Origin of the sequence: Gymnodinialimonas ulvae (genome assembly GCF_037543845.1) — a bacterium.
Classification (GTDB): Bacteria; Pseudomonadota; Alphaproteobacteria; order Rhodobacterales; family Rhodobacteraceae; genus Gymnodinialimonas; species Gymnodinialimonas ulvae.
The window spans coordinates 1,268,442-1,282,602 of the sequence record NZ_JBBIFX010000001.1 but is presented as its reverse complement, the minus strand read 5'-3'; the positions used below and the strand labels follow the sequence as shown (position 1 = coordinate 1,282,602).

At 64.9% G+C, this 14,161-nt stretch carries 11 protein-coding genes; 9 read left to right on the top strand and 2 right to left on the bottom strand.

The window, feature by feature from the left end; translation table 11 throughout:
* The first annotated feature begins 37 nt into the window (after window positions 1-37).
* From V8J83_RS06095 to V8J83_RS06070, 6 genes are all read left to right on the top strand, one after another.
* Complete coding sequence (locus tag V8J83_RS06095; RefSeq protein WP_339984512.1) at window positions 38-979, top strand: glycine--tRNA ligase subunit alpha; 942 nt, start codon at window positions 38-40, stop codon at window positions 977-979.
* Entirely contained in the window at window positions 976-1,452 is a 477-nt protein-coding gene (locus V8J83_RS06090; protein WP_339984510.1) for a DUF6446 family protein, read from the top strand. Before V8J83_RS06095 ends, V8J83_RS06090 begins: the two co-directional genes overlap by 4 nt.
* Window positions 1,453-1,516: 64 nt before the next feature.
* On the top strand, window positions 1,517-3,733 hold the full coding sequence (gene glyS, locus V8J83_RS06085) for a glycine--tRNA ligase subunit beta (RefSeq protein WP_339984508.1): 2,217 nt from the start codon (window positions 1,517-1,519) through the stop codon (window positions 3,731-3,733).
* Between the two features lie 147 nt (window positions 3,734-3,880).
* Window positions 3,881-6,424: a putative PEP-binding protein gene (locus V8J83_RS06080; protein ID WP_339984506.1), complete on the top strand. Its 2,544-nt coding sequence runs from the start codon at window positions 3,881-3,883 to the stop codon at window positions 6,422-6,424.
* A 162-nt stretch (window positions 6,425-6,586) separates the two neighbouring features.
* The gene (locus tag V8J83_RS06075) at window positions 6,587-7,270 is read left to right on the top strand and encodes a cell wall hydrolase (protein ID WP_339984504.1); all 684 of its coding nucleotides are present in this window, start codon (window positions 6,587-6,589) and stop codon (window positions 7,268-7,270) included.
* Between the two features lie 103 nt (window positions 7,271-7,373).
* A complete protein-coding gene (locus V8J83_RS06070) occupies window positions 7,374-8,303 on the top strand; it encodes a dihydroneopterin aldolase (protein ID WP_339984502.1) in 930 nt (309 codons plus the stop codon).
* Here the strand turns inward: V8J83_RS06070 and V8J83_RS06065 are convergent.
* On the bottom strand, window positions 8,287-8,730 hold the full coding sequence (locus tag V8J83_RS06065) for a GNAT family N-acetyltransferase (protein WP_339984500.1): 444 nt from the start codon (window positions 8,728-8,730) through the stop codon (window positions 8,287-8,289). The genes V8J83_RS06070 and V8J83_RS06065 overlap by 17 nt on opposite strands.
* 106 nt (window positions 8,731-8,836) lie before the next feature.
* Between V8J83_RS06065 and folP the strand changes: the two genes are divergently transcribed.
* A complete protein-coding gene (folP, locus tag V8J83_RS06060) occupies window positions 8,837-9,850 on the top strand; it encodes a dihydropteroate synthase (protein ID WP_339984498.1) in 1,014 nt (337 codons plus the stop codon).
* Between the two features lie 22 nt (window positions 9,851-9,872).
* Entirely contained in the window at window positions 9,873-11,216 is a 1,344-nt protein-coding gene (gene glmM / locus V8J83_RS06055; protein ID WP_339984495.1) for a phosphoglucosamine mutase, read from the top strand.
* 123 nt (window positions 11,217-11,339) lie between these two features.
* Here glmM and guaD read toward each other — a convergent pair whose 3' ends face one another.
* On the bottom strand, window positions 11,340-12,620 hold the full coding sequence (gene guaD / locus V8J83_RS06050; RefSeq protein WP_339984492.1) for a guanine deaminase: 1,281 nt from the start codon (window positions 12,618-12,620) through the stop codon (window positions 11,340-11,342).
* A 97-nt stretch (window positions 12,621-12,717) separates the two neighbouring features.
* On the opposite strand from guaD, the gene mgtE reads away from it, so the two are divergent.
* Complete coding sequence (gene mgtE / locus V8J83_RS06045) at window positions 12,718-14,118, top strand: magnesium transporter (RefSeq protein ID WP_339984489.1); 1,401 nt, start codon at window positions 12,718-12,720, stop codon at window positions 14,116-14,118.
* Window positions 14,119-14,161 lie beyond the last annotated feature (43 nt).

The window sequence follows — 14,161 nt, the reverse complement described above, 5'->3', positions numbered from 1 at the left end:
TAGTCAGGCGCCGAACCCGAGCCACGGAGTGCCCCACATGGCCGATCAAACCGCCCCCCGTTCGTTTCAGGAAATCATCCTGCGGCTGCAATCATATTGGGCCGCGAAGGGCTGCGCGATCATGCAGCCCTACGATATGGAGGTCGGCGCGGGCACCTTCCATCCGGCCACCACCCTGCGCTCGCTCGGCTCCAGACCCTGGGCCGCGGCCTATGTGCAGCCCTCGCGGCGGCCCACCGATGGGCGCTACGGCGAAAACCCCAACCGCCTGCAGCACTACTACCAGTACCAGGTGCTCATAAAACCCTCGCCGCCCGACCTGCAGGACCTCTACCTCGGGTCGCTGCGCGCGATTGGCATCGACACCGACATCCACGACATCCGCTTCGTCGAAGACGATTGGGAAAGCCCCACGCTCGGCGCCTGGGGCCTGGGGTGGGAGGTCTGGTGCGACGGCATGGAAGTGTCGCAGTTTACCTATTTTCAACAGGTTGGCGGGCACGATTGCCACCCCGTCTCGGGCGAGCTGACCTACGGGCTCGAACGCCTCGCGATGTATGTGCTTGGCATCGACCACGTCATGGACATGCCCTTCAACGACCCAGACGCGCCAATCCCGTTGACCTACGGCGACGTCTTCCGCCAGACCGAAGAGGAATTCAGCCGCCACAACTTCGACACCGCCACGACCGAGATCCTCCTGCGCCACTTCGAAGACGCGGAGGCCGAATGCAAACACATCCTCGATCAGGCCCATGACGACCCCAAGACGGCCAAGCGTATCATCATGGCCCACCCCGCCTATGACCAGGCGATCAAGGCCAGCCACGTTTTCAACCTGCTCGACGCGCGCGGCGTGATCTCCGTCACCGAGCGGCAGGCCTATATCGGCCGCGTGCGCGCGTTAACCCGGATGTGCGCCGACGCCTTCGTGCAAACCGAGGCCGGGGGCACGGCCGACCAGACGGACGCGGCATGACCTCCGGGCGCATCCTTGTCTCTGTCATCGTCGGCGTCACCGCGATCTTCGGCGCCGCCCTGTGGTGGTTCGTCAACTACGCGTTCTACGAAGAGCTAGACGACCTTTCCCTGAGCGTGCAGCGCGGCGACGGCTCAAGCTTCGAGCTGCCGCTCGACCCGGCGCAGAATGCCGTGCGTGCGATTGATGCCTCCTCCTCTCCGCTGCGCTTCCGCGCCTGCTTCACGCTCGACCCCGCGCAGGCCGACGCGCTTCTGGCCGAGGCCTTCCCGTACGACGACCCCACACCGCTTGGCGCGCCCGGTTGGTTCGGGTGTTTCGACGCCGAGGCCATCGGAACCGCACTTGAGCAGGGCAATGCGCAGGCCCTGCTGATCCAGCGCGACATCACCCGTGGTGTCGACCGCGTCGGCGCATTGTTCCCTGATGGCCGCGCCTTCGCCTGGCACCAGCTCAACGGCACGCTCGAATAGCCCGCTTGCCCCTTAACCACTGCGCGCGATAGACCCGCGCACACCGCCTGACAGGACCATCAAGATGCCCGACCTTCTGCTGGAACTCTTCTCCGAGGAAATCCCGGCCCGCATGCAGGGCCGCGCCGCCGATGATCTCAAGCGGCTGGTCACGAATGGGCTGGTCGAGGCGGGGCTGACTTATGCCTCCGCCGGGGCCTTCGCCACGCCGCGCCGCCTTGTCCTGACGATCGAGGGGCTGACCGATGCCTCGCCCACCACCACGGAAGAACGCCGAGGCCCCAAGGTCGGCGCGCCCGACAAGGCGATCGAAGGCTTCCTTCGCGGGGCGGGGGTCGCGCGCGAGGATCTCGTTGAACGCGAAGAGAAAAAGGGCAGCTTCTACTTCGCCCGGGTCGTCACCCAAGGCCGGCCCGCCGCCAACATCATCGCCGACATTGTCCCCGGCGTGATCCGCAATTTCCCGTGGCCCAAGAGTATGCGCTGGGGCACCGGAACCCTGCGTTGGGTCCGCCCGCTGCACTCTATCCTGTGTGTCCTGTCCGGTGACGCCGGGGCGGAGGTCGTCCCGTTCGAGGTCGACGGCTTCACCGCCTCCAACACCACCGAAGGCCATCGTTTCATGGCCCCGGGCCGCTTCGCCGTGTCGTCCTTTGCCGATTATGAGGCCAAGCTGAGCGCCGCCAAGGTTGTCTTGTCGGCAGAGGCGCGGGCCGAGACGATCTGGCACGACGCCACCAACATGGCTTTTGCCGCCGGTATGGAAGTCGTTGACGACAAAGCGCTTTTGGCCGAAGTTGCGGGCCTCGTCGAATGGCCCGTCGTGTTGATGGGCGAGATTGGGGAAGATTTCTTGGGCCTGCCCGCAGAGGTCCTGCAAACCTCCATGCGCGAGCATCAGAAATTCTTCTCCGTCCGCAACCCTGCTACAGGCCGGATTGAGCGTTTCATCACCGTCGCCAACCGCGAAACCGCCGACCACGGCGCCACGATCATCGCGGGCAATGCCAAGGTGCTGTCGGCCCGTCTGGCGGACGCGAAATTTTTCTGGGACAACGATCTGCGCATCGCCCGCGACGGCATGGGCGCGTGGCGCGAGGCGTTGAAAAACGTGACCTTCGAGCGCCGCTTGGGCACGCAGGCCGAACGGGTGGAGCGCATCGCGGCACTGGCCCGCGAGATCGCCCCCATGGTCGGCGCCGACCCGACGGCGGCCGAGACCGCCGCCCGCATCGCCAAGGCCGATCTGAACTCCGAGATGGTCTATGAATTTCCGGAACTTCAAGGGGTTATGGGCAAATACTATGCGCTTGAGGCCGGGCTGGATCCGGCGATTGCGGCGGTGGCCGAAGAGCACTACGCCCCCCTCGGCCCCACCGACGCCGTCCCCACCGCGCCGCTTTCGGTGGCCGTGGCACTTGCCGACAAGCTCGACCTGCTGACCGGCTTCTGGGCGATTGATGAAAAGCCCACGGGATCGAAAGATCCCTTTGCGCTCCGCCGCGCCGCTTTGGGAATTATTCGGATCGTGGAGACCAACACGCTCCGCCTGCGGCTCGACCGGTTCTTCGACGCGCAGCTGGTGCGCCAAAAGGGGGCCTTGATCGACGACGTGCAAGCCGATGAGGTCATGGATCTGTTGCGGGAAATCGCGGAGCATGGCGTCTTCGGCGCGGCCTTCCGGGCCGTGAAGGAGGCCCGTGGCAAAGCCTCGAATGGGTTGGAGGCCATGGCGTCGCAGGTGCCCGACAAATCCGACGACCTCCTCGCCTTCTTCCACGACCGCCTCAAGGTCCACCTCAAGGCCGAGAACATCCGCCACGACGTCATCGACGCGGCGCTGTCCAAACCGCCAACCGACGACCTCACCCTCGTCGTCGCCCGCGCCCGCGCGTTGCAAGCCTTCCTCGACACGCCCGATGGCGAAAACCTGATCCAGGGCTACAAACGCTCCGCCAATATCCTTGCGCAGGCCGAGGACAAGGACGGCGTCGAATACCGCTACGGTGCCGACGTCAAATTCGCCGAAACCACTGAGGAACGCGCCCTCTTTGCCGCTCTCGACGCCGCCAACACCGCCATCGCGCCCGCCATGGCCGACGAGCGTTTCGCCGATGCCATGGCCGAAATGGCCCGCCTGCGCGCCCCCATTGATGCGTTTTTCGAAGCGGTGCAGGTCAATGCCGACAGTGACATCATCCGGCGTAACCGTCTGAACCTGCTGCATGATATCACGCAGACCTGCGGGGCCATCGCCGATCTGTCCCGCATCGAAAGCTGACCCCGGTTAACCATGCGGCAGTGCAGCACGCATTTTTTTCGCAATTGCAGCATTTTCGTGTATAACATGACACTTTCCCCGTTGGGCGCAGTAGACGCAGTGCCTTTCGGTTGTATCTTGTGTACAGGTTAACCCGGAGGCGCGCCGTTGCTCACCACGCCAAACTTTGTCGAGATCACGCCCACCGCCGATATCCGCAAGGACCGGCATGGCAACCGCGCGAAGTGTCTGCAGCGGCTGATCCGCCTTGACCTGCCCGTCCCTCACACCGTCGCACTCAGTTTCGATACCGTGCGCGCAATCGCTGATGGCCGCATGCCCGATCTCGACGCGCTTGTCGGCGTCTTCGGCAAGGGCGCGCTCTTGTCCGTGCGCTCGTCCTCGGAAATGTCCGATTGGGGTGGACCGGGCACGATCCTGAACATCGGGATGGGCGACGAGGTCGCCGCGCGCCTGTCCGAAACCCACGGACCCGATGTCGCCAACGCCGCCTACACCGCCTTCATCCGAACCTTCGCCGTCGACGTGCACCGCCTTGATGCCGACGAATTCGAAGGTCCCATCACGCCCCGGATCGCGAAGGAGGCCTATGAGGCCGAAATGGAGGAGCCGTTTCCCCAGGATCCGACCGCGCAACTGGCCGAAGTGCTGCGCTCGATGGCCCGCGCCTGGGACGGCACCACCGCCCGCATCCTGCGCCAGGCCCAGGGCGCGCCTGCCGATGCCGGCCTTGGCCTTGTTGTACAGAACATGGCGCTTGGTCCGGGTCAGGGGATTTCCGGCGCGGGCGTCGTGCAATTCGTCTCGTCGCAAACCGGCGAGCCGCAGGTCACCGGCCGCTACCTGCCGCGCGGACAGGGCCGCGAAACCCTTACCGATGGCGAGGCACAGTTCATCGAACACGACACCCGCGGCCCCTCGCTCGAAGATGTCGCTCCTGAGCAGGTGCAGGCGCTGCGCGAGGCGGCCGCCCTCATGCGCGTGCGTCTGCGCGAGGAAATGCAAACCGAATTCACCCTGATGGATGGGCAATTGTCGATTCTCGATGCGGTGCGCACGCCGCGTTCGGCCCGGGGCGAGGTGACCATTGCCGTCGCGCTGGCCGAGGATGGCGTCATCCCGCGCCACGAAGCGCTCAGCCGTATTCCCCCCTTCACCCTCAACGGCCTTCTGCACCGGCAGATCGCCGTCGGGGTCGACCGCGACGTGTTGACCACCGGTGTCGCTGCCGCGCCCGGCGCGGCCACCGGCAAGATCGTGTTTTCCGCCGCCGCCGCGCAAGCCGCCGCCGCCCAGGGAGAGCCCTGCATTCTCGTACGGCGCGAGACCAGCCCCGAAGACATCCGCGGGATGCACGCCGCGCAGGCGATCCTGACCGAACGCGGCGGCGCAAGCTCGCATGCCGCTGTTATTGCACGCGGATTGGGCCTGCCCTGCGTCAGCGGCGCCACCCGTTTGCAGATGGACGTGCGCAAGAAAACCCTGACCGTCGCGGGCCGTAAAGTCTTCCATGAGGGCGACATTATCACCATCGACGGCACCGCCGGTGAGGTTATCAACGGGGCGGTCGAGATGGTCGAACCGGCCCTCGGCGGGGCCTTCGCGACGTTGATGGATTGGGCTGATGAGGCGCGTGATATCGGGGTGCGGGCCAATGCCGACACCCCCGAAGATGCCGCAATGGCGCATCGTTTCGGGGTTGATGGCATCGGATTGTGCCGCACCGAACACATGTTCTTCGACCCGCTGCGCCTGACCGTGATGCGCGAGATGATCTTCGCCGAAAACGCGCAGGATCGGCAGGCCGCGCTCGACCGCTTGTTGCCGATGCAGCGCGCGGATTTTATCGAATTGTTCAAACTGATGCGGGGTCAGCCCGTTACAATCCGCCTCTTCGATCCGCCGTTGCATGAGTTCCTGCCGGGCGACCGAGAGGGCACCCGCGCGCTGGCCGAGGCGCTTGACCTGCCGGTCAGCCGTGTCGCCTCGCGCATTGAAAACCTTCAGGAATTCAATCCCATGCTCGGGTTGCGCGGAGTCCGTTTGGGCGTCACCATCCCCGAAATCTACGAAATGCAGGCCCGCGCGATTTTCGAGGCGACGATCAAGGTCTCCAACAAGGGCGCGCCGGTTGTGCCCGAGATCATGATCCCGCTCGTCTCCGCCCGCCGCGAGGTCGAATTGATCAAGGCGCGTGTCGATGCGATTGCCGCGGAGGTGCGCCTGAAATCCGGCAAGGACTTCACCTATCGCCTTGGCGTGATGGTCGAAACGCCCCGCGCTGCCCTGCGCGCAGGCGAGATCGCCGAGCATTCCGCTTTTCTGTCCTTCGGCACCAATGACCTGACGCAGATGACCTATGGCCTGTCGCGCGATGACGCCGGACGCTTCATGTCCGACTACGTGCAACAGGGCGTGTTCCCCGAGGATCCATTCCGCGAACTGGACGTCGACGGGGTCGGCGAATTGTTGCTTTTGGGGTCGGAACGGGGCCGTGCGGCACGTCCGGATGTGACTTTGGCGCTGTGTGGCGAGCATGGCGGCCACCCCGAAGCCGTTGATTTTTCGCGCAAAGCGGGGTTCGACTACGTGTCCTGTTCGCCGTTCCGGGTTCCGGTGGCGAAACTGGCGGCGGCGCAATTTGCCATTCGTGACAAGGGTTTGGCGGAAGACGTTCACGCGACGCTTTAAGGGCGTGAACGCAATCCCTAGGGGCATGGTAACCGTTTATCGCAAGATTCAGGGTGAATTTTGCCGATTATGAAAAATGCGTTAACTAGTCTGAAAACTACAAGGGGTCAGGATCCGTTGAGCAGAACGGGTTCATAATCGAGCCTCTGGAAGGGTACGAAGATGACGCATGGGATCAAGGCCGCGCTTGCCGCTGGCCTGATGGGGCTTTGTGCGGCCACGGGGGTGGCGGCGCAGAATGTTACGGAATTGGATGTCACGCAAAGCACATCGGCTTCGGCGGTGGGCTTGTCTGGCGTGCTGGATCAATTGATGGGCGTTGAAAACGCGTCTCTCGCGGGATTGAACGCGCTGCGCCTGCGGGCGCTGGCCTCCCCCTATCGCGATGCGATCGGCGACGATCCCCGGATCATGGACGCAACCCGTTTGGCGTCGATGGGGGCCGCGACGGGAGGCGACGAATGGCGCTGCCTCACCGAAGCGCTCTATTTCGAAGCGCGCGGCGAGCCGATCGAAGGCCAATATGCCGTCGCCGAGGTGATCCTGAACCGCGTGGATCACCCGAATTACCCCAACTCCATATGCGGTGTGATCAATCAGGGGACGGGGCGGCAATTTGCCTGTCAGTTCACCTACACCTGCGACGGGCGGCCCGAAGACATCGATGATCAGGGCGCCTGGGGCCGTCTGGGCCAGATCTCGCGCATCATGATCGACGGCGCGCCGCGCGATCTGACGGCGGGGGCCACGCATTACCACGCCGATTGGGTGAACCCGCAATGGGCCTCGCTCTATCCCCGGACCGCCGATATCGGCATCCACTACTTCTATCGTCAGCAATACTGACCTTTGCCATAAGGTCGGAATTGGCACCGGACGCGCCGCAAGCTGATCGTTGCGGCGCGCGCGTCGCATGGTAGACCGACCCCCGTCGAACCCGAGGGACCCCATGAGCGACGAGATTTCCCAGGCCTTCACGCATCCGTCCGAGCGCGCCAAGGCCACCGCCGGCGACATGCCGCGTGACCGCATCTCGATGACCGACCACATCCGCGAGGTCGAGATCGGCGCCTTCCAGGCCGAGCGCGGTATCACCCAGAAAATCCAGTTCGATGTGGTGGTTGAGGTCGAAACCCGCGCCGAGCAGGCCATCGATGATGTCGACCGTATTCTCAGCTATGACACCATTGTCGAGGCCATCGACATCGCGCTGCAGGCCGAGCGCGTGAACCTGCTCGAAACGCTGGCTGCGCGAATCGCAGACGGCATTCTCGAACACCCGCTGGCCGCCCGCGTCTTCGTCCGCATCGGCAAGCTCGACCGCGGCCCCTACACCTTGGGCGTCGAAATCGTACGCACGCCCCCCAAGGGCCGTCGCCGCCTGCGCCTTCTGGCCGAGGCCGCCCCGCATCCGATCGTCGTGTTCCTCTCCAACGCCGCCATCGCCCGCCCCGACCTGTCGGCTTTGCTCGACCGGCTGGAAGAAGCCGACGCGCCGGTGATCCTGTGCGTCGACACGCCCGATCTGGCCCATCCCCTGGCCGATCACGCCATGCCGCAGCGCCGGATTGCCCTGCTGGCCATCGAACAGGGGGCCTGGGTCCTGGCCGCCCGCGACCCGCGCTGCGTCGTCGTCGAAAGCCGGACCGAGCTGGATTGGGCCATGAAACAAGGCCAGATCAGCGTTTGGGCCCCCTCGAAACTGGTGCTGGATGCGGTCGATGGCCTCGACACCAGCGTCACCGAACCCTTGGCGCTCACCCGTTGGCTGGCCGATGCGTTCGAGGCGCAATCACTGCTGATCTTCGGCGCAAATGACCCCGCCGCATTCCCCGCCGACGCCTTGCCGAGCCGCGCCGAGATCACCCGAGGCGCATGAGAACGTCCCCCCCGGGCGCGTCCTGCACCGCCCGAAACCCGACCTTCTGCATGATCCGCCGCGATTGTTCGGATGCCTCGGGCACACGCCCGAAAAACCGGTTCGCGCGCAGCGAATAGGTCGCATGATCCAGCGCCGCGATCAAAAACTCACTGGCCAGCCCCTGACCCCAGACCTCGGGCAGAAAGTGAAAAATCACCTCAAGCCCGTCATCGCCGAAGCCAATGCGAAACCCGCCGACACCGACATCATGGCCCGCATGCGACAGGGTCCAGGGCGCGATGCGGTGGCGTTGCCAATCCTGCATATCCCGGTCCAGATCGCTTTCCCCGCGGCCATCGAACAGGCCATTGTAAAGCCCGAGCGCCTGCGGCCCGGGCGCGCGCCCCGAAAGGCGAATGGTACGAAAGGCGACCGCATCTGACATTTGCATACCTTCTCAGAGAATGCCCCGTCCCGCGAGACTCAATTTGCCCACCGCCGGTATTCATCCCGGACTTGCTCATGATTTCCGCACATTATACCCCGGTCCCATGCGCTGCTATGTTCGCCCGATCCCGTCCATCGACCCGGCCCGCCCGCCCGACGCCTTGCCGCTGGCGGGGGGATGGGCGTGGTTTGACCGCGTCGAAATTCTCCGTCGGGGTGCGGCCCCCGAAATCAAACCCCTCCCGGACGTACCCGTCGACGATCTGGCCCGCCTCAGCGCCCCTCGCGCACCCTTCGGCCCGCTCGCCATGGACCGCCCGCGCCTGATGGGTATCCTCAACACCACGCCCGACAGCTTCTCCGACGGCAATCGCTTCATGCAGATCGACGCGGCGGTTCAACATGCCCACGCGATGCGCGCCGCGGGTGCCGACCTGATCGACATCGGCGGTGAGTCCACCCGCCCCGGCGCGACCGAGGTGCCGGTCGCCGACGAAATCGCCCGCACTGCCCCGGTGATCGCCGCCATTCAGGACGCCGGCCCGACCTTCGTGTCGCTTGACACCCGCAAGGCCGACGTGGCCCGTGCAGGGCTCGCCGCAGGGGCCGGCGCGCTCAACGATGTGTCCGGCCTGCGCTTCGACCCGGCGCTGGCACAGGTCGCCGCGCACAGCGATAAGCCCCTGATCGTGATGCATTCCATCGAAACCCCCGCCACGATGCAGGCCGCCGCCGAGACCGCGTATTCCGACGTGCTGCTCGACGTCTACGATGGGCTTGAGGCCGCGATTGCCACCGCCGAGGCCGCGGGCGTCGCCCGCACGCGCATCGTCGTCGATCCCGGTGTCGGCTTCGGCAAGACCGAGGCGCAGAACCTCGCCCTGATTGCGCGGATGTCGCTGTTCCATGGGCTTGGCTGTCCGATCCTGCTTGGCGTGTCGCGCAAGGGGTTCATCGGGCGCATCTCGGGAGAGGCGCGCGCCGATCACCGTGGCCCCGGCTCGGCGGCCATCGGCCTGCACGCGCTTGCGCAGGGCGTTCAAATCCTGCGCGTTCATGATATAAGCCTGCACAGGCAGGCGATCGACCTGTGGCAGGCGGCCCTCGCGGCGGGCTGAGCAGAACCGGGGTACGAGTAAAATGACACGCAAACTCTTCGGCACCGACGGCGTGCGCGGGCGGGCGAACACCTATCCGATGACCGCCGAAATGGCGCTCAAGATCGGGGCGGCGGCGGGGCGCTATTTCCGCCGGGATGGCAAATCCGAGCATCGGGTGGTGATCGGCAAGGACACACGCCGCTCGGGCTACATGTTGGAGACCGCGCTGACCGCCGGGTTCACCTCCACCGGCATGAACGTCTATCTCTTCGGCCCGGTGCCCACGCCCGCCGTTGGCATGTTGACCCCATCGTTGCGCGCGGATGTCGGCGTGATGATCTCGGCCAGCCACAATTCGTGGGAAGACAACGGCATCAAGCTGTTTGGTCCCGACGGCTTCAAGCTTGACGATGCCGCCGAGCGCGAGATTGAAGAGATCGCACTGGGTGAGATCGAGCCCGCGCAGCCGCACAATATCGGGCGGGCCAAACGCATTGATGATGGGCGGTTTCGTTATCTGGAGCGGGTGAAATCCACCTTTCCGCAGGAATTGCGCCTTGATGGACTGAAGGTGGTTGTCGATTGCGCCAATGGGGCCGCCTACAAGGCCGCGCCCGAGGTGTTGTGGGAATTGGGGGCCGAGGTCATTCCGATGGGCGTCGCGCCCGATGGCTATAACATCAACCTCGATTGTGGCTCGACCAAGCCCGAGGCGGCGGCCGCGATGATCCGCGAGACCGGCGCGGATGTCGGCATCTGCCTCGATGGCGACGCGGACCGCGTGATCTTGATTGATGAGACGGGTGCAGTGACCGACGGCGATCAGATCATGGCGTTGTTTGCGAACCGGTGGGCCGAAGAGGGGCGCCTGAAGGGGGGCACTTTGGCCGCGACCGTCATGTCGAACCTCGGGTTGGAGCGGTTTCTCGCGGATCGCTCGATCCGGTTGCACCGCACGGCGGTGGGTGATCGGTATGTGGTCGAGGCGATGCGCGCCCATGGATTGAACCTGGGCGGCGAGCAATCGGGCCATATCGTGATGACGGATTACGCCACCACCGGCGACGGGTTGGTGGCGGGGCTGCAATTTTTGGCCGAGATGGTGCGCACCGGCCAACCCGCCAGCGCGCTCAGCCGGAGTTTCGAGACCGTCCCGCAGCTTTTGAAAAATGTCCGCTACGAGCTTGGCGCAACCCCGTTGGACGCGCCTGCGGTCAAGCAGGCGATTGCCGAGGGCGAGGCGCGGCTCACTGGGACGGGGCGGCTTTTGATCCGCAAATCCGGGACCGAGCCGCTGATCCGTGTGATGGCCGAGGCCGAGGATGAGGGGCTGATGGAGCAGGTCGTCGACGATATCGTCGGCGCGGTTGAGGCCGCGATTTAGGCGGCTTTGGCGTGTTCGATGCGCGTTGCTCATTCATTTTTGAATAGGCAGGCGTCGATTTTAGCCGCTATCTATTCATTTTTGAATGATCAACGTGCTCAGGACCCCCACGGCCCGCACCGATCAGCCCCGTGGATCGCCCGCCACATAGACCTGCGCGATGGCGCGGTCATCGCCCATCATGATGGTGGGAAACAGCGCCTCCCAGATGTCATCGGCCCGCGCCGCACGCTGCGCGATGGCCGGTGTTGAGGCCAGATCAAGCACGCAAAGATCGGCCTCCATTCCGGGCTTGAGGCTTCCGATCCTGTCGTCCAGCCGCAGCGCCTCGGCCGAGCCGGCTGTGGCGCGCCAAAGCAGCTCAGCCGGGTGGAGCGCATGGCCCCGCAACTGCGCGATCTCGTAGGCGGCGGCCATCGTGCGCAGCATCGAAAAGCTTGACCCGCCGCCGGTATCCGTGGCCAGCCCGACCCGCATCCGATCCGCCAGCTTCATGTCGAACAAACCCGATCCGATGAAGGTGTTCGACGTCGGACAATGCACCAGCGCCGCGCCGACCTCCGCCAGCCGGTCCACCTCGCGCGGCTCGAGGTGGATGGCGTGGCCGAAAACGCCGTTCGCGCCCAGAAGGCCATGCGCCTCGTAGGTGTCGAGGTAATCGCGCGCGTCGGGAAAAAGGTCACGGACCCAGGCTATTTCGTCGACCTGCTCGCTCAGATGGGTCTGCATGAGGCAATCAGGATGCTCAGCCCAGAGCGCGCCAAGCGCGGAGAGCTGGTCGGGCGTCGATGTCGGTGAAAACCGCGGCGTGATGATGTAGGACAAGCGCCCGATACCGTGCCATTTCGCCACCAAGTCCTTGCTGTCATCATAAGCCGATTGCGCGGTGTCGCGCAGCCCTTTGGGCGCGTTGCGATCCATGCAGGTCTTGCCCGCAAGCGCGCGCAGATTTCGGGCCTTGGCCTCAGCGAAGAACGCATCGACGGAGGCCGGGTGGATGGTGGCGTAGCTGGCGACGGTGGTGGTGCCGTTGGCCAGTATCAGATCGAAGTAAAGCGACGCGATTTCAGCGGCATATGCGTCGTCGTCGAAGCGCATCTCTTCGGGGAATGTGTAGGTGTTGAGCCAGTCGATCAGGCGCTTGCCCCACGACGCGATGATCGCGGTTTGCGGGTAGTGAGCATGGGCATCGACGAAGCCCGGCACGATCAGAGCGTCGCCATGATCGGTGATCTCGGCCTGTGGATGGGCGGCGCGCAGGGCATCCGCTTCGCCGGTTTCGATGATCTGGCCCGCGCGGACCAAAACCGCGCCGCGCGAGGTGTGACGCAGCCCGTCGGGCCCCGCCTGCCGTGGGTCAGCGTCATAGAACAGGCATTGCCCAAGGATCAGGCGGTCTGGCATCTGCGGCCCCTTTGGAGGTGGATCGGGCGTGCCAATTGATAGCCCTTCCGCGCGGCCCATGTTAGGGGCAATCACACCGGTCACGAGGGGGCGCGCCATGTCGAGCGAAGCGGAAGAGGTCATCGACGAGCCGCGCGAGGAGACGCGCGACACCTATTCGCTGGATATCTCGCTCAGGGCAGCGTTGCGCGCGGCGGTCGCGGCGCAGGATGTGGCCTCGATCGACGCGCTGATGGCGCCTCTGCACCCTGCCGATATCGCCGACCTTCTGGAGCAGATCACGCCGGCTGAGCGGGACGGATGGCTGTCGCTGTGGTCGAAGGGGATCGACGGCGAGGTGCTGTCGGAATTGGATGAGGGGCTGCGCGAGGCGGTTCTGGCTATCCTGCCCGATCAGGTGATCGCGGACGCGGTGCGCGAGCTAGACAGTGATGATGTGGTCGACCTGGTCGAAGACCTTGAAGAGGCGCAGCAAGAGCAGATCCTCGAGGCGCTGGAACCGGCGGACCGGGCGGCGGTCGAGGCAGCGCTGAATTATCCCGAAGAGACCGCCGGCCGCCTGATGCAGCGCGAGATCGTGGCGGTGCCGGAGCATTGGTCGGTGGGGGAGGCGATTGATCATATCCGGGCGCAGGCCGGCGCGTTGCCGGAAGAGTTCTACCATGTAATCCTGACAGATCCGCGTTGGAAGCCAACGGGTTACGTAATGTTGGGGCGGTTGTTGGCCTCGGTCCGCTCGGTCATGTTGCGCGACATTACCGAGGACAGTTTCCGCCCGATTCCGGCCAGCCAGCCCGAGGGCGAGGTGGCCTATGCGTTCAACCAATACCACCTGATCTCCGCCCCCGTGGTGGATGACGACGGGCGGTTGGTGGGTGTGATCACCATCGATGACGCGATGATCGTGCAGGATCTGGAGGCGGAGGAGGACATCCTGCGCCTCGCTGGTGTGGGCGAGGAATCGAGCCTGTCGGATTCGGTGGTCGAGACGACGAAGCGGCGGTTTCCTTGGTTGTTCGTGAACCTGATCACGTCAATCCTGGCGTCGCTGGTGATTGCGCAATTCGAGGCAGCGATTGCGCAAATCGTGGCACTGGCGGTGTTGATGCCGATTGTGGCGTCGATGGGCGGCAATGCGGGGACGCAAGCGCTGACGGTGGCGGTGCGCGCGATTGCGACAAAGGATTTGACGTCTTCGAACCTGATCCGGGTGATCACGCGCGAGGCCGGTGTGGGCCTGATCAACGGGGCGGTCTTTGCGGTGGTGATGGGGATCGTGGGCGTGGTGTGGTTTGGCACGCCGTTGTTGGGCGTGGTGATCGGGGCGGCGATGGTGATCAACCTGCTGGTCGCGGGCCTGGCGGGGATCCTGGTGCCGGTGGTGCTCGATCGGTTGCGCATCGACCCGGCGCTGGCGTCGGGGGCGTTTGTGACCACGGTGACGGATGTGGTCGGGTTCTTCTCGTTCCTGGGCCTGGCGGTGATCTTGCTGCTGTGAGGCGGCGATTTGGCGGTGCGCGTCTCGCCAGGTTTGCGGTGTG